This window comes from Kribbella sp. NPDC055110, from assembly GCF_053607525.1.
Genome location: NZ_JBSGTS010000028.1, coordinates 74,683 through 98,176 on the forward strand (window position 1 = coordinate 74,683; position 23,494 = coordinate 98,176).

Annotated in this window: 24 protein-coding genes; 9 read left to right on the forward strand and 15 right to left on the reverse strand. The window is 68.8% G+C overall.

The annotated features are described in order from the left end of the window. Positions 1-38: 38 nt before the first annotated feature. Positions 39-1,496 carry a GntT/GntP/DsdX family permease gene (locus ACWF0M_RS32000; RefSeq protein ID WP_452239466.1) on the forward strand — a complete coding sequence of 486 codons (1,458 nt, stop codon included), beginning with the start codon at positions 39-41 and terminating at the stop codon, positions 1,494-1,496. A 5-nt stretch (positions 1,497-1,501) separates the two neighbouring features. On the opposite strand, the gene ACWF0M_RS32005 is transcribed toward ACWF0M_RS32000, so the two are convergent. Further along, complete coding sequence (locus ACWF0M_RS32005) at positions 1,502-2,479, reverse strand: cation diffusion facilitator family transporter (protein ID WP_452239467.1); 978 nt, start codon at positions 2,477-2,479, stop codon at positions 1,502-1,504. Between the two features lie 66 nt (positions 2,480-2,545). Here ACWF0M_RS32005 and ACWF0M_RS32010 point away from each other — a divergent pair, with 66 nt between their 5' ends. Continuing rightward, positions 2,546-2,878 (forward strand): ArsR/SmtB family transcription factor, encoded by a 333-nt coding sequence (locus ACWF0M_RS32010; RefSeq protein WP_452239468.1) that lies wholly within the window; start codon positions 2,546-2,548, stop codon positions 2,876-2,878. 92 nt (positions 2,879-2,970) lie between these two features. On the opposite strand, the gene ACWF0M_RS32015 is transcribed toward ACWF0M_RS32010, so the two are convergent. The 8 genes from ACWF0M_RS32015 to ACWF0M_RS32050 form a co-directional block, all read right to left on the reverse strand. Further along, positions 2,971-3,657 carry an urease accessory protein UreD gene (locus ACWF0M_RS32015; protein ID WP_452239469.1) on the reverse strand — a complete coding sequence of 229 codons (687 nt, stop codon included), beginning with the start codon at positions 3,655-3,657 and terminating at the stop codon, positions 2,971-2,973. Continuing rightward, complete coding sequence (gene ureG / locus ACWF0M_RS32020; RefSeq protein ID WP_452239470.1) at positions 3,641-4,357, reverse strand: urease accessory protein UreG; 717 nt, start codon at positions 4,355-4,357, stop codon at positions 3,641-3,643. Before ureG ends, ACWF0M_RS32015 begins: the two co-directional genes overlap by 17 nt. A gap of 10 nt (positions 4,358-4,367) precedes the next feature. Continuing rightward, positions 4,368-5,279: an urease accessory protein UreF gene (locus ACWF0M_RS32025; RefSeq protein WP_452239471.1), complete on the reverse strand. Its 912-nt coding sequence runs from the start codon at positions 5,277-5,279 to the stop codon at positions 4,368-4,370. Continuing rightward, on the reverse strand, positions 5,279-6,976 hold the full coding sequence (locus tag ACWF0M_RS32030; protein ID WP_452239472.1) for an urease subunit alpha: 1,698 nt from the start codon (positions 6,974-6,976) through the stop codon (positions 5,279-5,281). Before ACWF0M_RS32030 ends, ACWF0M_RS32025 begins: the two co-directional genes overlap by 1 nt. Further along, the gene (gene ureB / locus ACWF0M_RS32035; protein ID WP_452239473.1) at positions 6,969-7,310 is read right to left on the reverse strand and encodes an urease subunit beta; all 342 of its coding nucleotides are present in this window, start codon (positions 7,308-7,310) and stop codon (positions 6,969-6,971) included. The genes ACWF0M_RS32030 and ureB overlap by 8 nt, the downstream gene beginning before the upstream one ends. 140 nt (positions 7,311-7,450) lie before the next feature. Beyond that, positions 7,451-7,753, reverse strand: coding sequence for an urease subunit gamma (locus tag ACWF0M_RS32040; protein ID WP_131337901.1), 303 nt, complete (start codon positions 7,751-7,753; stop codon positions 7,451-7,453). 195 nt (positions 7,754-7,948) lie between these two features. After that, the gene (locus ACWF0M_RS32045; protein ID WP_452239474.1) at positions 7,949-9,589 is read right to left on the reverse strand and encodes a purine-cytosine permease family protein; all 1,641 of its coding nucleotides are present in this window, start codon (positions 9,587-9,589) and stop codon (positions 7,949-7,951) included. A gap of 103 nt (positions 9,590-9,692) precedes the next feature. Continuing rightward, positions 9,693-10,076, reverse strand: coding sequence for a MarR family winged helix-turn-helix transcriptional regulator (locus ACWF0M_RS32050; RefSeq protein ID WP_452239475.1), 384 nt, complete (start codon positions 10,074-10,076; stop codon positions 9,693-9,695). A gap of 107 nt (positions 10,077-10,183) precedes the next feature. Between ACWF0M_RS32050 and ACWF0M_RS32055 the strand changes: the two genes are divergently transcribed. From ACWF0M_RS32055 to ACWF0M_RS32065, 3 genes are all read left to right on the forward strand, one after another. Beyond that, positions 10,184-11,245: a substrate-binding domain-containing protein gene (locus tag ACWF0M_RS32055; RefSeq protein WP_452239476.1), complete on the forward strand. Its 1,062-nt coding sequence runs from the start codon at positions 10,184-10,186 to the stop codon at positions 11,243-11,245. Between the two features lie 134 nt (positions 11,246-11,379). Continuing rightward, positions 11,380-12,576: an L-2-hydroxyglutarate oxidase gene (lhgO, locus tag ACWF0M_RS32060; protein ID WP_452239477.1), complete on the forward strand. Its 1,197-nt coding sequence runs from the start codon at positions 11,380-11,382 to the stop codon at positions 12,574-12,576. 208 nt (positions 12,577-12,784) lie between these two features. Next, positions 12,785-13,600: an amino acid-binding protein gene (locus ACWF0M_RS32065; RefSeq protein WP_452239478.1), complete on the forward strand. Its 816-nt coding sequence runs from the start codon at positions 12,785-12,787 to the stop codon at positions 13,598-13,600. Between the two features lie 89 nt (positions 13,601-13,689). Here ACWF0M_RS32065 and ACWF0M_RS32070 read toward each other — a convergent pair whose 3' ends face one another. Next, positions 13,690-14,163: a GyrI-like domain-containing protein gene (locus tag ACWF0M_RS32070; protein ID WP_452239479.1), complete on the reverse strand. Its 474-nt coding sequence runs from the start codon at positions 14,161-14,163 to the stop codon at positions 13,690-13,692. Between the two features lie 167 nt (positions 14,164-14,330). Here ACWF0M_RS32070 and ACWF0M_RS32075 point away from each other — a divergent pair, with 167 nt between their 5' ends. Further along, complete coding sequence (locus ACWF0M_RS32075) at positions 14,331-16,004, forward strand: SulP family inorganic anion transporter (RefSeq protein WP_452239480.1); 1,674 nt, start codon at positions 14,331-14,333, stop codon at positions 16,002-16,004. A gap of 7 nt (positions 16,005-16,011) precedes the next feature. Here ACWF0M_RS32075 and ACWF0M_RS32080 read toward each other — a convergent pair whose 3' ends face one another. Both ACWF0M_RS32080 and pta read right to left on the reverse strand, forming a co-directional pair. Next, entirely contained in the window at positions 16,012-17,199 is a 1,188-nt protein-coding gene (locus ACWF0M_RS32080) for an acetate/propionate family kinase (protein ID WP_452239481.1), read from the reverse strand. Beyond that, positions 17,196-19,265, reverse strand: a complete 2,070-nt coding sequence (gene pta / locus ACWF0M_RS32085; RefSeq protein WP_452239482.1) for a phosphate acetyltransferase — start codon at positions 19,263-19,265, stop codon at positions 17,196-17,198. The genes ACWF0M_RS32080 and pta overlap by 4 nt, the downstream gene beginning before the upstream one ends. Positions 19,266-19,359: 94 nt before the next feature. On the opposite strand from pta, the gene ACWF0M_RS32090 reads away from it, so the two are divergent. The 3 genes from ACWF0M_RS32090 to ACWF0M_RS32100 all read left to right on the forward strand — a co-directional run bounded on the left by ACWF0M_RS32090 (position 19,360) and on the right by ACWF0M_RS32100 (position 21,913). Further along, entirely contained in the window at positions 19,360-19,728 is a 369-nt protein-coding gene (locus ACWF0M_RS32090; protein WP_452239483.1) for a cupin domain-containing protein, read from the forward strand. Next, entirely contained in the window at positions 19,725-20,138 is a 414-nt protein-coding gene (locus ACWF0M_RS32095; RefSeq protein ID WP_452239484.1) for a hypothetical protein, read from the forward strand. The genes ACWF0M_RS32090 and ACWF0M_RS32095 overlap by 4 nt, the downstream gene beginning before the upstream one ends. 95 nt (positions 20,139-20,233) lie before the next feature. Continuing rightward, positions 20,234-21,913 carry a hypothetical protein gene (locus ACWF0M_RS32100; RefSeq protein WP_452239485.1) on the forward strand — a complete coding sequence of 560 codons (1,680 nt, stop codon included), beginning with the start codon at positions 20,234-20,236 and terminating at the stop codon, positions 21,911-21,913. Here the strand turns inward: ACWF0M_RS32100 and ACWF0M_RS32105 are convergent. From ACWF0M_RS32105 to ACWF0M_RS32115, 3 genes are all read right to left on the reverse strand, one after another. Further along, on the reverse strand, positions 21,910-22,236 hold the full coding sequence (locus tag ACWF0M_RS32105; protein WP_452239486.1) for a hypothetical protein: 327 nt from the start codon (positions 22,234-22,236) through the stop codon (positions 21,910-21,912). The genes ACWF0M_RS32100 and ACWF0M_RS32105 overlap by 4 nt on opposite strands. Positions 22,237-22,298: 62 nt before the next feature. Then, on the reverse strand, positions 22,299-22,679 hold the full coding sequence (locus ACWF0M_RS32110; protein WP_452239487.1) for a VOC family protein: 381 nt from the start codon (positions 22,677-22,679) through the stop codon (positions 22,299-22,301). Between the two features lie 59 nt (positions 22,680-22,738). Further along, positions 22,739-23,473: a helix-turn-helix transcriptional regulator gene (locus ACWF0M_RS32115; protein ID WP_452239488.1), complete on the reverse strand. Its 735-nt coding sequence runs from the start codon at positions 23,471-23,473 to the stop codon at positions 22,739-22,741. Positions 23,474-23,494: the final 21 nt, after the last annotated feature.

Here is a 23,494-nt window from a genome sequence, read left to right on the forward strand (position 1 = left end):
CGGTCCGGTTCTAGTGGCGTCCGGGAAGCGGTGAAGCTATGAGTCTCGCTTACGAGGCCGGTCTGGTTCCGCTGGTGGCCGAGGCGGACGTCCACGCGCCGTGGAACGGGCACGACACCCGGGTGCTGATCGTCGCCGTGCTGGGGATCGCGGTGATCGTGGCGCTGATCGTCGCGTTCAAGGTGCATGCGTTCCTGTCGCTCACGATCGGGGCGCTGTTCGTCGGCGTCGCGTCCGGGATCGGCGCCGGGGCGGTCACGAAGTCGTACGAGAACGGCGTCGGCAGCGTCCTCGGGTACGTCGGCGTACTGATCGCCCTCGGCGCGATGGTGGGCAAGCTGCTCGCCGACTCCGGCGGCGCGGACCAGGTGGTCGACACGATCCTGCGCGGCCGGACCGGCGCGCTCCCGTGGAAGATGGCACTGATCGCCTTCATCATCGGGATCCCGATGTTCTTCGAGATCGGCCTCGTACTGCTGATTCCCGTGGTGGTCCTCGCGGTACGGCGTACTGGCGCGCGAGCCATGCTGCTCGGTATCCCGGCGCTCGCGGGCCTGTCCGTCCTGCACGGGTTCGTACCGCCGCACCCGGGTCCGTTGGCCGCGATCGGCGTACTCGGGGGCAACGTGGGCATCACGCTGGCGCTCGGTCTGCTGGTGGCGATTCCGACGGTGATCGTCGCCGGTCCGCTGTTCGGGCGGCTCGCGGCGAGGTGGGTCCCGATCGGGGCCGCGGGCGCGGCGCTCGAGGTCGGCGCCGGGCACCACGAGATCGAAGGCGAACACAGCGGCGCGCCCAAGGACGCTGCGCCAGGTACTGTCCGGACCCGGACGCCGAGCTTCACCGCGACTATCGGGACAGTTCTGTTGCCGGTGGCCCTGATGCTGATCAAGGCCGCGTCGGACGTCTGGATGAGCAAGGACAACGCGCTCTACCCGTTTCTCCAGTTCATCGGCGACCCGATCGTCGCGCTGCTGATCGCCGTACTGCTGGCGATGTTCACGTTCGGCACCGCGGTGGGTTTCGGCATCCCGGAGCTGAGCAGAAAGATCGGAGAGAGCCTTCTCCCGATTTCCGGCGTGATGCTGATCGTCGGTGCCGGCGGCGGGTTCAAGCAGGTCCTGGTCGACGGCGGCACCGGTACTGCGATCGCGAAGATCGCCATCGCGGCGAACCTCTCGGCGTTGCTGTTGGGTTGGATCGTCGCGGTCCTGATCCGGCTGGCGACCGGTTCCGCGACCGTCGCGACGGTGACCGCGGCCGGGATCGTCGCGCCGCTCGCGACCGGCGAGAGTACGGGCCATCTCGCGCTGGTGGTGCTGGCGATCGGTGCGGGATCGCTGTTCTTCTCGCACGTCAACGACGCCGGCTTCTGGCTGGTCAAGGAGTACTTCGGCATGACCGTTGGCGAGACCATCAAGACCTGGTCGGTGATGGAGACCCTCATCTCGATCATGGGCCTGGCCATGACGCTCCTGCTGTCGATCTTCATCTAGGCCGATCAGCGCGCGATCAGGTCGTGTGCCGAGGACGCGTCGTGGGGGAGCGGTTCGGTGTGGATGGTCGCCGAGGTCAGGTGCGCTACGGCGTGGATCAAGTCGCGCTCGACCTGGTGGCTGAGGTGGTGAGCGTCGACGAGTGACGTGCTGGAATCGATCGTGATGCGGGCCTCCGCGCGCAGCGTGTGGCCGAGCCAGCGCAGGTGGATGCCGGTGACATCGAGTACGCCGGGAACGGCCCGGACGACCTGCTCCGTCCGGTCGACGAGCGCGGGGTCGACGGCGTCCATCAGGCGCCGGTACACCTCGCGGGCGGCGTCCCGCAGTACGAACAGGATCGCGACCGTGATCAGCAGGCCGATGATTGGGTCGGCCAACGGGAAGCCCAGCCAGGCGCCGACCGCGCTGAGCACGACGGCCAGGCTGGTGTACCCGTCGGTGCGGGCGTGCAGCCCGTCCGCGACCAGCGCGGCCGAGCCGATCCGGCGCCCGGTGCGGATCCGGTACTGCGCGACCACCTCGTTGCCGAGGAACCCGACGACGCCGGCGACGACGAGTACGCCGACGTGGCGGACGTCGGCGGGATGGATGAACCGCGTGATCGCCGCGTACCCGGCGTACGCCGAGGAGGCCGCGATCAGCACCACCACGACGATGCCGGCCAGGTCCTCGGCGCGGCCGAACCCGTACGTATATGCGCGGGTCGCGACGCGGCGGCCGACCAGGAACGCGATCGCGAGCGGGATCGCCGTGAACGCGTCGGCGTAGTTGTGGAGGGTGTCGCCGAGCAGCGCGACCGAGCCGGTGTAGACCACGATCACGGTCTGGATCAGTGCGGTGAGGATCAGCCCGGCGAAGCTGAACTGCAGGCAGCGGATACCTTCCCGGCTGGTCTCCAGCGCCGCGTGCCCGTGTCCATGCCCATGCCCATGCCCATGCCCGTGGCCGTGCCCAGGGTCGTGTCTGCGGGATTTCGTCACCTGCGCATGATAGCTGCGCAAGTATGCAGATACGCAAGTAGGCAGGTGGCGGGTAGGGTCGGCGGCATGCACTCGTCGATCGAGGACTTCGAGATGCCGAACGAGGAGCAGGTGCATCTCGCTGCCGAGTCGTTCCGCCTGCTCGCCGACCCGACCCGGATCAAGGTCCTGTGGGCACTGCTCCAGGGCGAGTCGTCGGTCGCCTGCCTCGCCGAACTCGCCGGCGCCGCTCCGACGGCAGTCAGCCAGCACCTGGCCAAACTCCGCCTCGCCGGCCTGGTCAAAGGCCGTCGCGAAGGCACCTTCGTGTATTACTCGGCCGCCGACCATCACGTGCAGCGCCTCCTCGACCAGGCCCTGTTCCACGCCGACCACCTGGACCGCGATCTCCCGGAGTAGCCGGAGCGCGCTCTCTCGGCGGACTCGGGTTCGGCGGGCTACAACCAGTTCACCCCGGACCAGAGCACCCGCATGAGCAATATGTGGAGCGCTTACCGGGCGTAGCTCGCGGAGGCTGGGCGGTTCAGGGTGCTCTGATGCTGTTCGTGCACCAGTCGGCGAACGATCGATCCCGGGCCCTCGAGCTGCAGAGTTTGCGGGTCGTCGGGGAGCCGGAAGCCGAGTGTGGTGACGGTGTCGAGGCAACGGTTCGTACCCAGGACTGCCCAGCCGGTGCGAGTGTCGGGGGAGAGGTCGAGATCCTCGGCGAGGAGCAGGTCCTCGCCGAGGAAGGCGCGGGTCGCGGTGCGCAGGATGCCGCCGGTCTCTCCGTGGCGGCCGAGGACGAGTGACTCGCGAAGGTGTGCGGTGCAGCCGGCCTCGAGGCGTGCGGTCGTCGTACGGGTGACCTCGGCGTCGGCGGAGACGACGAACGGTTCGGCGTACCACTGGAGGCTCGCGCCGTCCGTCAGCCGGATGTCGATGTCCCAGCGCGCGGAACCGCCACGCATGCCATAGGCAACGGTTCCGGCGGTCTCCACGATCTCCAGCCGTACGGCGCCGGAGACCGCGATCTCGATGCGCACGTCGTCACCGGCGAGCAGCAGTGCGCCGGCGGCGACGAGGGCAACGCGTACAAGGCCGTCCGCGCCGGGCAGTTGCCGCGGTGACAGGTGGTCGGTCGTCAGCAGGCAGCGGTCGCGGACCGGGTCGGCGACGACCTCAATGCGCGTGGACATGGGTGATGACTTCGCCGTTCTCCGCGACGTGCGAATGCGGAGCCATCGGTCCGGGATCGACGGGCGTGTGGTTCCCGGCGTGTACGGCGTGCGCCATCGAGCGAACCCATGCCGTCAGGCGGGCGACCGACGCGGGATCCGTGCGGGAGAGCGCGATCACCGGTTTCCCGTCGCGGGCCGTCTCGGCGTCCTTCACCATTTGCTCGACGTCGACTTCGACGTACGGCGCGAGATCGGTCTTGTTCACGATGAGGAGATCGGCGCGGGCGATACCGGGGCCGCCCTTGCGTGCCACGTCGCCGCCGCCGGCCACGTCGAGTACGAAGATCTGCGCGTCGACGAGCGCGGGGGAGAACGTCGCGGTCAGGTTGTCGCCGCCGGACTCGACCAGTACGACATCGAGCGGCGCGAAGTCGCGTTCGAGGTCCTCGACCGCGATCAGGTTCGGCGTGACGTCGTCGCGGATCGCGGTATGGGGGCAGGCGCCGGTCTCGACGGCACGGATGCGTTCCGGGTCGAGTACGCCGGCTGATTTGAGCATCCGGGCGTCCTCGTCGGTGTAGATGTCGTTGGTGATGACCCCGAGCCGGAGCTCGCCGGCGAGTTCGCGGCACACGGTCGCGATCAGCGAGCTCTTGCCCGTACCGACCGGGCCGGCGACCCCGAGACGGAAGGAGCGGGTCTCAGGCACTTCAGGCACTTCAGGCACTTCAGGCATGGAACAACCTCATTCTCTCGATCGCGTGGTTGTGCGCGAACACGTCGATCTGCGGCGCACCGTCGGCCGGGATCTCGTCGATTCGGGTCAGCGGCGCGACGTCCTTGACGAGCCACTCGATGTCGTCGTGAAGGCCCGCCAACCACGTCGCTGCATCGGCCGGGTCCACGGGCAGCAACTTCAGGGACGCGGAGATGACGGTCTGCGCGTCGTCGTACGCGACGGTCCGCGCCACTTGCTCCGCGGACAGTCCAGTCACTGCTCCGACAACCCCGAGCACAACGGGTCGCGCAATCTCGCCGTCGTTCGGCAGGTACGTCGATACGTCGGGCCAGACGCGGCGCGCCAGGCGCAATAACAGTCGCCCCTGCCGTCGCGAGACGCCTCGCACCACGTGGCTCGGCACCCGCGCCGCCCACGCCGCCTCGACCACCCCCCAACTCCCGCACCCCACCCCACCCTGGGTGGCGTGTTCGACGAGTCGTGGATTTCGGTCGTCGATTGCGCGTTTCTCCAGCCACAATCCACGACTCGTCAGACCTGCCCCGAGCCAATCTGCACGACTCGGCGAACTCGTGGTCTGCGCGTCGACCGACGCGACCGCCTCGACCAGCGCCACGGCGTCGGCGTTGCGGGCGGTTTCCGGAACATTTTCGTCGCCTGGTGCAACATTTGTTCCGCAAAGCGACGATGCGATGTGGCGGGTCACCACGGCGACGGCTGCTTCGACGCGGGTCGTCGTACGCAGGCGATCCCGGGCGTACGCCGCGACGTCGCCGAGTTGCTTGCCGTCGGCACCCAGTCCCGCGCGTACGGCGGGCTCCAATCCGCCGGACTGGGTGTGCCCGCCGGTCGGCAGGCGGCCGTCGGCGAGCATCATCGCGACCAGTTCCGTGTTGCCCATCAGAACATCGCGTAGAGCTGAGCCAATGGGAGGACCGACGCCGGCGCCGGTTCGACCAGCTCACCGTCGACCTTGATCGCGAACGTCTCCGGATCGATGTCGATCGCCGGCAACGCGTCGTTGTTCTTCAGATCCGCCTTGGTGATCTCGCGTGTCGGCCGTACGCCGAGCAGCCCCCGACGCAGACCGAGCCGCTCGGCCAGCCCGTCCTCGAGCGCGGCCGGAGACACGAACGTGTACGAGAGATCCGCCCCGATCGCATCACCGAACGCGGGCCGCATCAGCACCGGCTGCGGCGTCGGGATCGACGCGTTCGGATCGCCGAGCGCGGCCCAGGCGATCGCGCCGCCCTTGATCACCAGACTCGGGCGGACCCCGAAGTACCGCGGGTCCCAGAGCGCGAGGTCCGCGAGCTTGCCCGGTTCCACCGACCCGACGACGTGATCGATGCCGTGGGCAATGGCCGGGTTGATCGTGTACTTCGCGACATACCGGCGCACCCGCTCGTTGTCCGCGACCTCACCGAGCTGGCCGCGGCGGTGCTTCATCACGTGCGCGACCTGCCAGGTGCGGGTGATGACCTCGCCGATCCGGCCCATCGCCTGCGCGTCGGACGACGTCACCGACAGCGCGCCGAGGTCGTGCAGGATGTCCTCGGCCGCGATCGTGGTCGCGCGGATCCGCGACTCGGCGAACGCGAGATCCTCGGGCACGTTGGGGCTGAGATGGTGGCAGACCATCAGCATGTCGAGGTGCTCGGCGATCGTGTTGACGGTGTGCGGCAACGTCGGGTTCGTGGAGCCCGGGATGACATGCGGGTACGACGCGATCGTGAGAATGTCCGGCGCGTGACCACCGCCCGCGCCCTCGACGTGGAACGCGTGGATGCCCCGGCCCGCGATCGCACCGAGCGTCGACTCGACGTACCCGGCCTCGTTCAGGCTGTCGGCGTGCAGCGCGACCTGAAGACCCCACTCGTCAGCCGCGCGCAGAGCGGCATCGATCGCGGCCGGCGTCGAGCCCCAGTCCTCGTGCAACTTGTACCCGGCCGCGCCGGCGAGCGCCTGTTCGGCGAGGGCCTCCGCGCTGACCGTGTTGCCCTTGCCGAGCAGGAGGATGTTGAGCGGTACGGCGTCCAGCGCGCGATGCATCTGCTCGAGGTGCCACGCGCCGGGGGTGACCGTGGTCGCCTTCGAACCCTCGCTCGGGCCGGTGCCGCCGCCGACGATCGTGGTGATCCCGGTCGCCAGCGCCTCGTGGAGCTGCGACGGCGACAACAGGTGAACGTGCGAGTCGATCGCGCCGGCGGTGAGGATGCGACCCTCGCCGGCGATCACGTCGGTGGACGGCCCGATCTGGAGGTCGGGGTGTACGCCGTCCGCGATGTCCGGGTTGCCCGCGCGGCCGAGCGCCACGATCCGGCCGTCGCGGATCCCCACGTCGGCGCGGACGATGCCCCACCAGTCCACGACCAGCACGTTGGTGATGACCGTGTCGGGCGCACCTTCCGCGCGGGTCGTCGTACCTTGTGCCATCGACTCGCGGATGGACTTGCCACCACCGAAGATGACCTCCTCGCCACCGACGGTGAAGTCCTGCTCGACCTCGATCCACAGGTCGGTGTCACCGAGCCGGACCTGGTCGCCGACGGTCGGCCCGTACAGCGCGGCGTACGCAGCACGCGAGATCTCAACCACGGTCCACCTCGCCGGACTCGACCGGCGGTGCCGGCTTCAGCTGGATCCCGGGCACCCGCCGCCTACCGCGCAGCGCTACCAAGGCCACCTCACGCGAGGCACCGGGCTCGAACCGCTGCGACGTACCCGACGGGATGTCCAGCCGAAACCCGTGGGCGGCCTCGCGGTCGAAGGTGAGGGACGTGTTGGCGTCCGGCAGGTGCAGGTGCGAGCCGATCTGGATCGGCCGGTCGCCGGCGTTCACGATCACCAGCCGTAAACGTTCGTCGTCGGAGCGGTCGGCGTTCAGTCGGATGGTCCCCGGTCGCACGCGGACCGCTCCAGGCGCCACCACGCTGGGCGTTGCCGGTGCGGTGGTGCTGGGTGTTGCGGGTGCGGTCGTGCTGGGTGTTGGTGGGGCGGTCGGGGTAGTTGGTTTGTCCGCACCCTGTCTTTCCTTGCTAAGTCTATCGTCGTCGGCCATGGTTTCTGCCTTCAAATGATCGGGCTGTGGATAGTCACGAGTTTGCGGCCGTCGGGGAACGTCGCCTCGACCTGCACGTCATGCAGGAGTTCGGCGACGCCGGGCATGACCTGGTCGCGGGTGAGGACGGTGCGGCCGGATTCCATCAGGTCGGCGACGCGGGCGCCTTCGCGGGCGCGTTCGATGACCCAGGTGCTGAGTAGGGCGACGGCTTCGGGGTGGTTGAGCAGCACTCCCCGGGCCAGCCGGTCGCGGGCGACCATGCCGGCCACGGAGAGCAGCAGCTTCTCGACGTCAGCGGGAGTGAAGTTCATGGTGTGGGGTTGCGGGGCCGCCCTGGCATCGGCGCAGGAACCGACCGCCGCTGACTCCCTTCGCAAGTCGGAGGCTGCAGCCTCGATGGAGGAGCCAAGATCCGGCTCCATACGCCGGGTTGGGGAGGGTTTTCTACCCGATATGGGAAGAAACTCTCCCCAACCTGCATCATGCCAGCCCCAGCCGGGGGGAGGTCATGTTTGGGACGGTAGGACGTGGTCGGAGATCTTGTCTGTGCTCAGGCATAGCGAGCACACCGCGGCGGAGTGGGTCGCGCACGCGGTCATGTCTGGGCGCTCGTAGTCCTGCCGGCACACATGACATGTCAGTACGGCGCCCGACGGGTTGCCGTGCTCGTCGTACATCGGCAGGTCCAACCCGTCGTCGACGCGCCGCAGGTAGTACTTCCCGCGCGTGGCCACCGCGAGCACCGGCGGCAGTACGAGGGCCAGCCCGATCGCGACGAGTGGTGAGTACGGCTTGATCCCCGAGCCGAATCCACCGAAGAACACGATGATCGACACGCCCGCGGCCGCGGCCATCGAGCCGAAGCCGACGGGGTTGACGGCGTACAGCATCCCGCGCCGGAACTCGGGAGCCTTGGGCGACAGCCCCAGCAGGTACTTGTTGAAGACGATGTCCGAGGCAACGACCACGATCCACGCCATCCCGCAGTTCGCGTAGAAGCCGAGGATGGTATTCAGGAAGTCGAACATGTTCGCCTCCATCAGCACCAGCGCGATCACCAGGTTGAACCCGAGGAACACCAGCCGTCCGGGGTAGTGCCTGGTCAGCCGCGTGTACGAGTTCGTCCAGGCCAGCGAACCGGAGTACGCGTTCGTCACGTTGATCTTCACCTGGCTGATGACGACCAGTACGACGGCCAGCGTCATCGCCAGCCACCCGGGCAGGAACCCGCGATAGATCTCCAGGAACTGGTGCACCGGCTGGTTCGCGATCGACGACGAGTCCGCGACGTTGGCGATCAGGTAGACGGCCAGGAACAGGCCGATCACCTGCTTCAGCGCGCCGAAGATCACCCAGCCCGGCCCGGCCAGCAGCACCGCCGTCCACCAACGGCGCGAGTTCTCCGGGGTCTTCGGCGGCATGAACCGCAGGTAGTCGATCTGTTCGGCGATCTGCGCGATGAGCGACAGGCACACGCCCGCCGCGAGCAGCATCGAGCCGAAGTCGGCGTCCGGACCATAGGAGAAGAACGTCGACACCGAGGAAGGGTGCGAGATCAGCAGGTAGCAGAACGGCAGCACCATCAGGATCAGCCACAGCGGCGTCGTCCAGACCTGGAGCGTGGACAGCACCTTCATCCCGTAGATGACCAGCGGGAAGATCACCAGCGTCGAGACGGCGTACCCGAGCCAGAGCGGCACGTGCAGCCCCAACCGAAGGCCCTGCGCCATGATCGAGCCTTCGAGCGCGAAGAAGATGAACGTGAACGACGCGAAGATCACGTTGGTGACGACCGAGCCGTAGTACCCGAAGCCGCTGCCGCGGGTGATCAGGTCCAGGTCGATGTTGTAGCGCGCGGCGTAGTACGCGAGCGGCAGGCCGGTCGCGAAGATCACCACGGCGAAGATCGCGATACCCCACAGCGCGTTCGTGGTCCCGTACGAGATCCCGATGTTCGCGCCGATCGCGAAGTCGGCGAGGTACGCGATCCCGCCGAGGGCCGAGACGGCAACGACGCCGGTCGACCACTTCCGGTAGCTGCGCGGCGCGAACCGGAGGGTGTAGTCCTCCAGCGTCTCGCGGGTCGCGGTGGTCGGGGCAGCGGGGTCAGCGGTGGTGCGGTGGTCGAGCGAGGGTTCCACAGACATGGGCGAACTCCTGGCGGCACCTTCGGGCGAGCGGTGCTCCGGCGGACCGGCGACGCTGCCGGCGGGGGATGCACCCGAATGGAAGGAACCTAGGAACGCCGTGTTACCGGGGTGTTGCCGATCCGCTACGTTCGTGTATTTCCATCTGGAAGTACTTCGCAAGGTCCGCCTCGAGCTCGCGCTGGGCCGCACCGAGGCGATCGGCTACCGTGCCGCCGACGGGGGACAGTGCCGTGACGATCCGCCGCTTGTCGTCCGGATGGATGCGTCGCAGCACCAGCCCGCGCTCGACCAGCTTGTCGACGTGCCGGGTCAGGCTCGCGGCCGGCAGTACGGCGGATTCCGCGAGCATCGACATCGGCTGCCCGGGCTCCTCGTGGAGCGCGGCCATGACCCGCCACTGCTCGATCGTCAGGCCGAACTCGTCGAGCAACGGCTGCAGACCCAGCTCGAGTTGCCGCTCGATCCGCTTCAGCAAGAGGAGCACGCAGGACCCCCTCATCGGTTCAGGTGGTGGGAAATATAGCCGTTCGGTCGATGTTCCGCCTCCGGTTCGTCCACACTTGAGCGAATGTACGGCGGGAGGAGGTGACGGTGCGGCGCTCCGACGTACTGCCGATCGCCTTCGTGGTGCCGTTGCAGGGCCCGACCGGGATCTACGGACCGTCCTGTCTCGCCTGCGGCCAGCTCGCTGTCGAGCAGCTGAACGCCCGGAACGGCATCGCCGGCCGCCGGGTCGAGCTCGTCCAGGTCGACGCCGGCCGACCGCCCGAGGTTGTCGCCGAGGATGTGGGGCGACTGGTCGATGCGGGTCGCGTCGAGGCGGTGGCTGGGTGGCACATCTCCGCGGTCCGGGTGGCGCTCACTCGACGCATCGGCGGGCGGGTCGTGTACGCGTTCGCCGCGATGCACGAGGGCGGCGACGACACGCCCGGTGTGTTCATGCTCGGCGAGCGCCCGGTCAACCAGTTGCTGCCGGCGGCGCATTGGTTGCGCGAGCACCTCGGCGCGCGGCGTTGGGTTGTCGTCGGCAACGATTACGTGTATCCGCGGGTTACTGGATCGGTGGCGCAGGAAGCCTTGCAGGGAACGGGATCCGAGATCGTGCACGCGGCGTACGTCCCACTCGGTACGGCGGACTTCCGGGACGTCATCGACGGGCTCCGGGCAACCGATGCCGACGGCGTGATCATGCTCCTGATGGGCCAGGACGCGGTGCATTTCAACCGTCAGTTCGCGGCCGGTGGACTGAGCGAGAAACTGCTGCGGCTCAGCCCGGCGATCGAGGAGAACACGCTGCTCGGCGCGGGCTCAGGCGCGAACCACGGCGTCTACGCGGCCGCGGCGTACTTCGACAAACTCACCACCGTCGAGAGCAGCGAGTTCGCCCGGCAGTACTACGCCCGCTTCGGGACCTTCGCGCCCGCGCTCAACGCCGTCGGCGAATCCTGCTACGAGGCGATCCGCTTCCTCGCCCGTCTCGGCGAGATCAGCGGCTCGATCGCGATGTCGGCCGGCCTCCCGAGCGGCCACTTCTACGACAGCCCGCGCGGCCTGCTCCGCCTCGACGGCAATCTCGTCGACCAGGACGTGTACCTCGCGGTCGCGGACGGCCTGGAGTTCCGGATCCAGGAACAGATCGCCCACACGGGCTAACCATTATGAACCGTTACGATGGTTAGCTAGCGGGATGGACGTCGATGAGCGGTTCACCTGGGAAGGCCGATCGATCGCGACGGAGCTGCGCAAGTGGCTGTATTTCTGACCGTAGGTCCGCCCTCTTTTCACAGGTGACGAGATCTGCGGTGGTGGTCGGTGGCGGGATCGTGGGGCTGGCTGTGGCGCGAAGCCTACAGCGGCTCGATCCCGGTACGCCGGTCGTCGTACTCGAGAAGGAACCGGCCGTCGGCGCGCACCAGACCGGCCACAACTCCGGCGTGGTGCACTCGGGGCTGTATTACCGTCCGGGCTCGTTGAAGGCGCGGTTCGCGGTGGCGGGCGGTGCGGCGCTGCGCGAGTACTGCGAGGAGAAGGGCATCCCGCTCGACGTACCGGGCAAACTGGTCGTCGCGACGACGGAGGCCGAACTGCCGCAGCTCGATCGCCTGTTCGGGATCGGCCGCGAGAACGGCGTTCCGGTACGCCGCCTGAACCTGGACGAGGTCGCCGAGCGCGAACCGCACCTGCGGGTGAAGGGTGCTCTCGCCGTCGACTCGACGGGACGTGTCGACTTCAAGCTCGTTGCTGCCGCGCTCGCTGACGACGTACGGGCGGCAGGCGGTGAGATCCGGACCGGTGTGTCCGTGACTGCGGTCGAGAACGCGGGCTCCATGGTGCGCGTGCGGACAACGGACGAAGTGATCGAGGCCGACCGGGTGGCTGTGTGTGCGGGCCTGCACAGCGACCGGCTTGCGCGGGCGTCCGGGCTTGAACCAGGGGTCCGCATCCTGCCGTTCCGGGGCGAGTTCAGCGAGCTTGTGCCTGAGCGGGAGTACCTGGTGAAGGGGCTCGTGTATCCGGTGCCCGACCCTGACCTGCCGTTCCTCGGTGTGCACCTGACCCGCGGGATCGACGGAAGCGTCCACGTCGGCCCGAACGCGGTCCCCGCGCTGTCCCGCGAGGGCTACCGGTGGTCGCAGATCGTCGTACGGGATGTGTGGGAGTCGGCGACGTACCGCGGGTCCTGGAAGCTTGCGCGTCGGTACGCGCGCACCGGCGCGAAGGAGATCGTGCGCTCGCTCACCGGTCGTGCGCTGGTCCGCGAGGCGCGGCGGATGCTGCCGGAGTTGCAGGTTTCCGATGTACGACGGTCCGGGAGCGGCGTTCGCGCTCAGGCCGTGACCCGCGACGGAAAGCTGGTCGACGACTTCTTGTTCCTCCGCGACGGCCGCGCGTTGCACGTACTGAACGCGCCGTCGCCCGCCGCCACAGCCTGCCTCGTCATCGGCAATCGCATCGCCGAGGAACTCTCCGCCGACCGAGCCTGAGCACGCCTGTCTTGGTCGGCATGACAACGTTCGGGGTGCCAGGAGTCCGGGCCGGGGAAGGCGACATGCACGTCGACATCGTGAGGCTGCTCGCCCTCGCTGCGTGACCGACGCCGTACGGAGCGTCACGTCGGCAGCTTGATTCGATGCCTGACGAACTTCATACCGGCGCAACAGCCGGGCAATCTGTGGCGGCGACCCTTGGAGCATGGACTCGTTGCGTACGACGATCACGGGCGGAACCGCCTGTGACGTGTGTGGACGTCTGCCGCATCCTCGGCGACTCCGGTTGACGCTGGCGAAACTGGTGGCGATCGCCCCGGTAGAGCTGGCGCTGCACGCGGTGGTGCTCGCCGCGCATCCGCCGTACCTGGTCTCGGTCGCCGTGCTGGCGAGCGTGACGACAGCGCTCGTCATCTGGGTTGTGGAGCCGTCGACGATGCGGCTGCTGCGGTCCTGGCTGCATGCTCCGAAGGTTCGTCCGCGGCACGGGATCGGGACGCTGTGGCGGATCCGTGTGACGCTCGACGACCGGGCGGGAACGCTGGAGAGCGTTACGCGGCAGCTCGCCGTGCTGGACGCGAACATCCTCGGGCTGCATGTTCATCCGATCGACGACGGGGTGCGGGACGAGCTGGTCGTCTCGACGCCGGATGACATCACGGCCGCTGACCTCGAGCTTGCGATCGAGTCGGGCGGCGGGCGCGAGACCCACGTATGGCCGACGACCGCGTTGGCGTTGGTGGACGGTCAGACGAAGGCGTTGAGCCTGTCGGCCCGCGTGGTCGCGGATCCGGGCGAGCTGCCGCATGCCGTCGCCGAGTTGCTCGGCGCTCAGCTCGTGACGAATCGGGCGACGCTGGCGGGGCAGCTGCCCGACGACGGGACGGTGCTGAAGGTGCCGTCGCCGTGGACCGGTCTGTTCGCGTTCAGCCGGCCGGGAGAACCGTTCACCCCGGCCGAGTCCGCCCGCGCCCACCGCCTCGCCGAACTGGCAGAAGCCGCCCAAACCATCACCCGCTGAACCCGCTGAACCCGCTGAACCCGCTGAACCCGCTGAACCCGCTGACCCCCGCCGAACCCGCTGACCCCCGCCGAACCCGCTGGGCCGGGTCAGTTGTGGTGGGGTGCGGTGGTGGGGAAGCTGATCGGCTGGACGATCTCGATGCGGGTTCCGACGTGCTCGCAGGTCGGGAGGTCGTGGTAGACCTCCCAGCTGTCCCCGGTAGCGACCGCATGCTCGGTTTCCAGCCAGTCGTGGACGGCGTGGTAGGTGAGCGGAAGCTTCTCGTCCGGGTCGGTATGCCAGACCGCGAGCACCGGCCCGGCGGGCAGGGAGGACGCTTCGACCTCTCCGCTGGTCGCGATCGGCGTACGGACCGGGAATCCGGCCTCGGCCTCGATCACGCCGCCAGGTAGCGGATGCCAGCGGGCAAACGGGTACCCGGTCGGGGCGATGCCGTGGTGCCGTAGATGTTCGGCCACGACCGCACACGCCGACGGCACCCAGTCCGCCAATTGTTCGGGGGCAAGGTGACCGCGCCGGACGGCGGTCGGCTCGTCGCTGTGGAATCTCACCTGGGGCATCGGTGCATCACCACCATTCAATGTACGACGGCATCCGGCGGATGGAAACGGACTCCCAGAATGGGTGCACAAATCAACAGTCTGGTGAGTTCGAGCGTGGCAGTAGAGCCGAAAGCCCCGAGCAGGAAGGACACTGGGTAGCAGCCGTTGCCGAGAGGGGATGGAGCTTGACGATTCCGGGCGTCGAGACGCTGCGGCAGTATCAGCGGGGCTGGTTGCGTTCCGACGTACTCGCGGGGCTCACGGTCGCGGCGTACTTCGTGCCGCAGGTGATGGCGTATGCACAGCTCGCCGGCCTGCCGGCGGTGACCGGGTTATGGGTGGCGCTCGGTCCGTTAGTGCTCTATTTCTTCCTCGGCTCGTCACGACTGCTGTCGCTCGGTCCGGAGTCGACGACGGCGCTCCTCACGGCCACTGCGATCGGCCCGCTCGCGGCTGGTGACCCAGTGCGGTACGCCGGATTGGCCGCCGTGCTAGCACTGCTAGTAGGAGCGATCTGCGTGGTCGGGTGGGCCGCGCGGCTCGGGTTCCTGGCGGATCTGCTGTCCAAGCCGGTGTTGATCGGATATCTGACCGGGATCGCGGTGATCATGATGACCGGCCAGCTGGGCCGGCTCACCGGCGCTTCCGTCAAAGGTGACTCGCCGCCGGCGGAGGTCGTGTCCGCGCTCCGGCTGATCGGTGAATGGAAGCTCGCGCCGGTGCTGTTGTCGATGGCGGCTCTGGCGTTGCTGCTCGCCCTGGCGCGCTGGACTCCGCGCCTGCCTGGCCCGCTGGTCGTCGTGGCGCTAGCAGCGCTAGTTACTTGGGCGGCAGGCCTGGGCGACAGGGGAGTGGCGCTGGTCGGTTCGATTCCGAGCGGTCTGCCGCTACCGCACGTGCCCGCCCTGTCGATGCACGATCTCGGCATCCTCGTGCTGCCCGCGGTCGGCGTCGCGCTGGTCGGTTACACCGATGTGGTGCTCACCGCCCGCGCATTCGCGAGCCGCGGTGAAGGCGAGCGCATCGACCCAGGCCGCGAGCTGCTCGTACTCGGACTGGCCAACGTCTCGGCGGGCCTCGTGCGCGGCTTCCCGATCAGCAGCAGCGGTAGCCGTACCGCCCTCGCAGCCGCCTCCAACGCGAAGAGCCAGGTCTACTCGCTGGTGGCCGCGCTGACGATCGTCGCGACGCTGCTCTTCGCCGGCCCGCTGCTCGAGACGTTCCCGATCCCCGCACTCGGCGCCTTGGTCGTGTACGCCGCGCTGCGCCTGATCGAACTGGGGGAGTTTCGCCGCATCGCGTCGTTCCGGCGCAGCGAGTTCCTGCTCGCGGTGGCAACGACTGTCGGCGTGGTCGCGCTCAACGTCCTGTACGGCGTACTCGTCGCGGTTGCGCTGTCCGTCATCGACGTACTGCGACGTGTCGCCCGGCCGCACGACGGGATCCTCGGCTACGTGCCCGGGATCGCGGGGATGCACGACCTCGACGACTACCCGGAAGCGCGGCCGGTGCCGGGGCTGGTCGTGTACCGGTACGACTCGCCGTTGTTCTTCGCGAACGCCGAGGACTTCCACCGTCGCGCACTGGCCGCCGTCGACGAGGCGACGACCCCGGTGCGTTGGTTCCTGCTGAACACCGAGGCGAACGTGGAGATCGACATCACCGCCCTCGACGCCCTCGACGCACTGCGCGAGGACCTGAAGTCCCGCGGCATCGTCCTCGCCCTCGCCCGGGTCAAACAGGAACTCCGCGACGACCTGGACAACGCCGGCTTCCTCGACCGCCTGGGCCCCGACCGCGTCTTCTACACCCTCCCCACCGCGGTCGAAGCGTTCCGAACCCAGTCACCGGACACCTAAGAGGGTTCTAGCCGCCTACGACGTCCAGAGCCTGCCGGGCGATCTCCCATTCCTCGTTCGTGGGGATGACGAGGACGGCCACCGGGCTGTCCTCGGTGGAGGCGACTTGGTCGATGGGGTTGGCGTTGCGAGCTGGGTCGAGGTGGATGCCCAGGGACTCCAGGTTGCTGAGGGCGGCGGCCCGGACTTCGGCGGAGTGCTGGCCGACGCCGGCGGTGAAGACGATCGCGTCGACCCGTCCTAGTACGGCGTAGTACGCGCCGATGTACTTCTTCAAGCGGTAGCAGTAGATGTCGAACGCGAGCTGTGCCCGCTCGTCCCCGGCCGCCCGGCGGCGTGACACCTCGCGGAAGTCGTTCGCGCCGGTGAGCCCCTTGAGCCCGGACTCCGAGTTCAGCGCCCGGTCGGTCTCCTCGGCCGAGCGCCCCGCGACCCGCGCGAGGTGCCCGTGGATCGCCGGATCGAGATCGCCCGACCGGGTCCCCATCACCAGCCCTTCCAACGGCGTCAGCCCCATCGACGTGTCCACCGACGTGCCACCTCGTACGGCGGTGGCGGAGCAACCGTTGCCGAGATGCAGCACGATCAGGTTCACGTCCTCGATCGAGCGCCCGAGCAACCCGGCCGCCTGCCCGGACACGAACGAGTGCGACGTGCCGTGAAACCCGTACCGCCGGATCCCGTACTCGTCCTGCCAGGAGCTCGGCACCGCGTACGTGTAGGCGTACGGCGGCAACGTCTGATGGAACGCGGTGTCGAACACCGCCACATGCGGCAGGTCCGGCAGCAGCCGCCGCGCAACCTCGATGCCCTCGAGATTCGCGGGATTGTGCAGCGGAGCCAGCGGAACCAGGTCGGTCACCGCCGCGATCAACTCGTCGTCGACCAACGCCGGCGCCGCGAACCGGTCGCCGCCGTGGACAACCCGGTGGCCGACGGCAACGATGTCCACCTCGGCGAGCGCGGGACCATGGGTCGCAAACGCCCGTACGGCCGCCTCCAGCGCGCCCTCGTGATCCGCGACCGCCTGATCGTCGTCGTAGGAACCCGCAGGCCCGTGGTGCACGTGATGGCTCTGCTCCTCGCCGATCCGCTCGACCAGCCCCGTCGCCGCGGCCGCACCGGTCTTCGCGTCGACCAGGCTGTACTTGAGCGATGACGATCCGGCGTTGATCACGAGCACATGGTGGGTCATTGCTGTGCCTGGATCGCGGTGATCGCGACCGTGTTGATGATGTCCCGGACGGTCGCTCCTCGCGACAGGTCGTTGACCGGTTTGCGCAGCCCCTGCAGGACCGGGCCGACCGCGACGGCATTCGCCGAGCGCTGCACTGCCTTGTAGGTGTTGTTGCCGGTGTTCAGGTCGGGGAACACGAACACAGTGGCCCGTCCGGCGACGGGGGAGTCCGGCAGCTTCGTCCGCGCGACGGCCGCGTCGATCGCGGCGTCGTACTGGATTGGCCCCTCGACCGGCAGTTGCGGTGCGCGTTCGCGGACGATGTTCGTTGCCTTGGACACCTTTTCGACGTCGGTGCCGGTGCCGGAGGCGCCGGTCGAGTACGACAGCATCGCGACCCGGGGATCGACGCCGAACTGGAGCGCGGTCGCGGCGGACGAGATCGCGATGTCGGCGAGCTGCTCGGCGGTCGGGTCCGGGTTCACCGCGCAGTCGCCGTACACCAGGACCTGGTTCTGCAGGCACATGAAGAACACCGACGAGACGACCGAGACGTCCGGGACGGTCTTCACCACCTCGAGGGCGGGCCGGATGGTGTGCGCGGTGGTGTGGACGGCGCCCGACACCATCCCGTCCGCGAGTCCGAGTTGGACCATCATCGTGCCGAAGTACGAGACGTCCCGAACCAGTTCGCGTGCGCGGTCGAGGTCGACGCCCCGATGCTGCCGCAGCCGGTGGTACTCGGCGGCGAACTGCTCGGTCAGCTCACTGTTCTCCGGATGTACGACGTGCGCCGCGGTCACGTCGACGCCGAGCGCGGCGGCCCTCGCGCTGATCGTGGTCGGATCGCCGAGCAGGGTGAGGTCGGCGACGCCCCGCCGCAGCAGTACGTCGGCCGAGCGCAGGATCCGCTCCTCCTCGCCCTCCGGCAGCACGATGTGCCTGCGGTCGGAGACGGCCCGGTCGACAAGTTGGTGCTCGAACATGAGTGGCGTCACCGCGCTACTCCGGGCGAGCGCGAGCTGGTCGAGCAGCGCCGGACCGTCGACGTACCGGTCGAAGAGCGCCAGGGCCGTGTCGATCTTGCGCGGCGCATCCTTCGTGAGCCGGCCGCGGACGGCGGTGAGCTTCGCGGAGGTGGCCTGCGTACCGAGGTCGGTCTCGATGATCGGCAACGTGACACCGAGGCCCTCGATCAGCCGTTGCACCTGGCTGGGAAGCTCGAAGCCGCCGTTGAGGACGATGGCCGCGATCTGCGGGAAAGTCCTCGATGCGTGCGCCATCAGCACGCCGAGCACGACCTCGGGGCGGTCGCCGGCGGTGACGACCGCGGCTCCGTCGAAGAGGCGGTCCAGCACGTTCGGCATCGTCATTCCGGCGATCATCAGCCCGGTGACCTCGCGGGTCAGCAGTTGCGGGTCGCCGCTCAGCATCCGGCCCTCGATCGGGGCCATCAGGTCGGCGACGAGCGGCTGGTTCAGCACCGGCTCCTCGGGGATCGCGAACGCCGGCGCTCCGATGCCGTCGAGCGCGGCGACAAGGAGCTTGCCCTCGCCGTCGTCCACACGGTTGGCGATCACCGCGAAGAGCGTGCCGTGGTTCGCAGCGAGCTCGGCCGCGGCCATGTCGGCGATCGCCCGTACGTCGTGCGGCGTACGGCCGAAACCGTTCAGCACCAGGAGAACTGGCGCGCCGAGGTTCGCCGCGATCTTGGCGTTGAACGAGAACTCGGTCGGCGTGCCGACGTCGGTGTAGTCGCTGCCGACGATCAGCACCGCATCAGCCTGCTCGGCGACCGCGTGATACCGCTGGACGATCGTGTCCAGCGCCGCGTCGGGATCCTCGTGTACTTCGTCGTACGTGACACCGACGCCGTCGTCGTACGACTGCTTGACCGCGTCCTGTGAGATCAGCAGATCGAGAACGTAGTCCCGACCGCCGTGCGTCGCGGTGTCCGCGCGGACGATCGGCCGGAACACAGCCACCCGCCCGACCCGCCGGGACAACTGGTGGAGCACTCCGAGAGCGACCGTCGATTTCCCGGTCGTGCCCTCCACCGAAGCAACGTAGACACTGCTACCCATACCGCGCAGCCTACGGAACCACTGGGCTCGTCACGATTGTTCCCTCCGGAGTCACGCCGTACGGGTGTCTGTTGACCTAGTTGAGGAGGACACCATGCCGAGTGCGAACCTGGCAGCCACGCCGGTGGCGGTCGAGATTCCCGAGTTGACCGGAAGGTACGCCGCGGTGGGCGACTACACCGTCGCGTTCGAGAGCTATCCCCGTGATGTGGACCCGGCGCCGTACTTCGCCGGGCTGCCCGATGACCGGTGCCAGTGCCCGCATTGGGGCGTGGTCACGGCGGGGGAGATCACCTTCCGCTGGGCCGATCACAGCGAGACGTTCAAGGCCGGCGACGCGTACTACGCCGGACCGGGCCATCTCCCGCTGATCACGGCGGGGACGAGCGTCGTCGAGTTCAGCCCGACAGCGGAACTGGACAAGACGATGGCTGTCGTCGGGGCGAATCTGGAGCGGGCATGAGGACCGTCGCCGCCGAGGTCGACGTGTCGGCGGCGCGGTTGGTCGAGTGGCTCGAGACCGGGGTGCCGCCCGACGGCACGTTCGCGGCGAACTGCTTCGCCGACGTGAGCCTGCCGCACTGGCGGTTGCAGTTCGCCTCCGGCGCGGCGACGGTCGCGGGGCGGCGCGCGCTGCACCCGCACCCGGGCGTGGTCCGGGTCGAGCGCGTCGATCGGACCGAAGGCGGGTTCGTGATGGCGTTCGAGGAGCGGTGGCGGCACGAGGAACAGGACTGGTACTGCCGCGAACAGATCGCTGCCGACGTCGACGACGCCGGTGAGATCACCGAGATGCGCGTGTACTGCACCGGAGACTGGGACGAGGCGCGGCAGGCCGAGCATGCCGCCGAGGTGACCTTGATCCGATCCTGAACCCCCACGCAGGCACAACCCCTCCAGAACGGCCATTCGGGCCGCGAAGGACGGGGTTGTGCCTGCGTGGCGCTCCGCGCCGTACCGTGATTGGTGTGACGAGCCGGCGTGAGACCGAGCTGGCGGCGCGGACCCGGGTGGTCCTCGGTGCCGCGGCGGGGCACGTCTTCGGCACGGAACCGGGGCGGCTCGCGGCCGAGCTGTACGACGTACTCGTCCGGACGACCGACGACGCCGGCCGTGCCCGGGTCGCTGCGGCGCTGGCCCGCTGCTGGGCGTACGGCGGGCACGCCGACCGGGCCGCATCGTTCGCGGACGACGCGTTGGCACATGCGGAGCAGGCCGGCGACCTGGAGCTGATCGCGGACTGTCTGGATGCGGTGCTCGCGGCTCACTGGGGACCGGACGAGCTGACGCTCCGGGAGGAGACAGCCGCGCGGTTGGACGCGGTGTCTGCTCACGTACTCGATTCCGAGGCTCGGCTCCGGGGCCATCTCTGGAGCCTGCAGGTCGGCTGGGAGACCCTGCGAGTGCCCGTGATCCAGCGCCAGTTGCGCGCCTTGGAGTTGCTGGCGGCAGAGTCGCCACGAGCCCGGTTCTTCGCGGCATCCCGGCGGTGGATGTACGACCACGTCCGCGGGGCCGACGCCGGTGCGCTGATCGGGGTCGCGGACGATGCTGCCGCGGAGGCCGGACTGGCCGATGCGTGGATGGTGACGGGCGTGATGCGTGCCTATACCGCGGTGCACGCCGGCGAGATCGAAGCCGGCGCCGAGATCGCGGAGCTGATGGAGCAGTTCGCACGGTCCGAGGGAGTCGTAGAGGTCGCCAGCGAAGCCGCGTCGGTCTGGGCGCTGCTCGGTCGCCACGATCGCGCCCGGGTCCTGCTCGAACAGCTCGGCCCGGAAGTGCTGGAGTCGCTGCCGCGGGACGTGAACTACCTCCTGAACCTGCACTGCGTACTCGAGGCGGCTCTCGCGGTCGGCGACGAGCAGATCGTCCGTACGGCGGCGCGCCTGCTCACGCCGTACGAGAACCGGGCCGTGGTGAACGCCGGAGCTGTCTATTTCCACGGCGTCACCGACGACTCGCTCGCCCGAGCCGCCGCCTTCACCGGCGACCATGCTCGAGCCGACCAGCTACGAACCAGAGCCCTGACGACCTACCGCCGCCTCGGCGCACCGTGGTGGCAGAACCGCCTACAGTCCGCAGCCGATCCGGCAGCTGCCGGCGTCGTACATTTCCGGCCGGGCGGCGACGGGTTGTGGTTGATCGGGTCCGACGCTCGCCCGGTGCGGGCGCTCCGCGGCTTCGAGTACCTGCACCAGCTTCTGGCTCAGCCCGGCCGGACAGTGTCGGCGATCGACCTCGTCACCGACGGCACAGCCACCGTGATTCAGCCGGACACCGGCCCGCAGCTCGACCGCCAGGCCGCCACGGCGTACCGGCAACGACTGTCCGACCTCGCGACCGAGTTGGCCGAGGCCACCGACTGGGCGGACCTGGCGCGCGTGGAGCGCCTCACCGCAGAACGCGAAGCCCTCCTCGCCGAACTCACCTCGGCTGTCGGTCTCGCAGGCCGCCCACGCGCGACCGGATCCACTGCCGAACGCGCCCGAGTCGCCGCCACCAAGGCGATCGCTACCGCCATCGCCCGGATCGAATCGGTGGATCCGCCCCTCGCCGCCCACCTCCGCGACGCCGTTCGCACCGGCACGCAGTGCTCGTACCGGCCGCAGCCGTCCGACCACCCCACCTGGCAACTCTCCAACTAGCTGGATTTGCTCGGGAGGTTCTGGCGGGCGAAGGTGACGGCTTCGCTGAGGAGGGATTGCCAGAGGGTTCGGTCGAGGGTGGGGATGGTGACCCACTCGCGCATCACGTTGCCGGTCGGGGCGAACGGGGTTCCGGTGCCGGCGGTGATGAGCTCGGTCACTCGGGCGGCCGGGAGTTTGAGGATCAGGGACGTGCCGTTCCTCTCGAGGCAGGCGACGAACTGGCCGGCGAGACGGATGCACGGGTGCCCCATGATCGTGCCGTGGCCGACGGCAGGGTCGTAGAGCAGGTCGTCGGTGAGCTCGTCGTACAGCTCCCGCACAGCGTCCCCGCGAGTGTCCCCGCCGGTGTTGGCCGGCGAGGACACTCGGTGCGTGGGTGGTGTCATGCGGCGGGTGGGGTGAAGACGCCGAACTGATTGCCGGCCGGGTCGCGCAGGTAGGCGAACTTCAGGGGGCCGTCGAGGCGCTTGTCGACCACGGTGCCGCCGAGTTGTTCGGCGTCGGCGCAGGTGGCTTCGACGTCGGCGACCAGGATGTAGAACACCGCGTGGTTCGGCAGCTGCCCGTTGGTGCCGAAGATGCCGCCCATCGGCCGGTCGGCGCCGGAGGCCTTGATGTTGCGGTACTCGAGGCCGGTCGCGGCGAGGGCGCCGTCGGACTCGAAGGTCCAGTCGAACAGGCTGCCGTAGAACTTCTGGGTGGTCTCGGGGTCGTCGGTCGCGACCTCGAACCAGGCCAGCGTGCCAGGGGCCGGAGTACTCATCGATCTCTCTCTTTCATCCGTTGACAGTGGACCCACGGTTTCAGCGGTTCGCGACAGCCCTATGTCGGAGTTGGGAAAAGATCCTCGGGACGCAGCGCGGCATCCGGCAGTTTGGTTTCGTACCCGTCGACCTGCAGGTCGCCGGTCGCGAGCGGCCGGGAGGGTGGTGTCGAGGTGCGCTCGGCCCGCGTGATCCGATCCATCCGGAACACCCGGTCCTCCTGGCGCAGGTGACACCACGCGGTCAGGTAGGAGCCGTTCGGCCCGACGACGACGTGTTGCGGCTCGACCTCCCGCTCGGTCCCGACCCCGCCGACATCCGTGTACTCGATCCGCAGTACCTGGTTGTCGCGCACCGCACGCCAGATCTGCTCGGCCACCTCTCCGTCCGGATCCGGCACCGGCTGCACCAGGAGCCGCACCTTCGCAGCTGCCGTACGCGCCTCGTCGAGATCCCGCTGCGGCATCGCGGCCACGATCTTCTGCAGCGCAGTCCGTGAGTCGCGTGAGAACAGCACGTGGTTGCTCCGGCTCAACGCCACCGCGACCGCCATCGCCTCCCGCGCGGTGAAGTTCAGCGGCGGGAGGCTCATCGACCGATCCACCGAGTATCCACCCGTGCGGCCCTGTTTCGTCGCCAGCGGTACGCCGGCCTGCCCGAGCGCACTGAGATCGCGCTCGATGGTCCGCACGCTCACCTCGAAGCGTGCCGCCAGCTGCCGCGCCGTACGCCCACGAGGCCCTGCCGCGCGCAGCTCCTCCGCGAGCGCATACAGCCGATCGATCCGGTTCATGCCTCGCACGCTAGCCGCGCC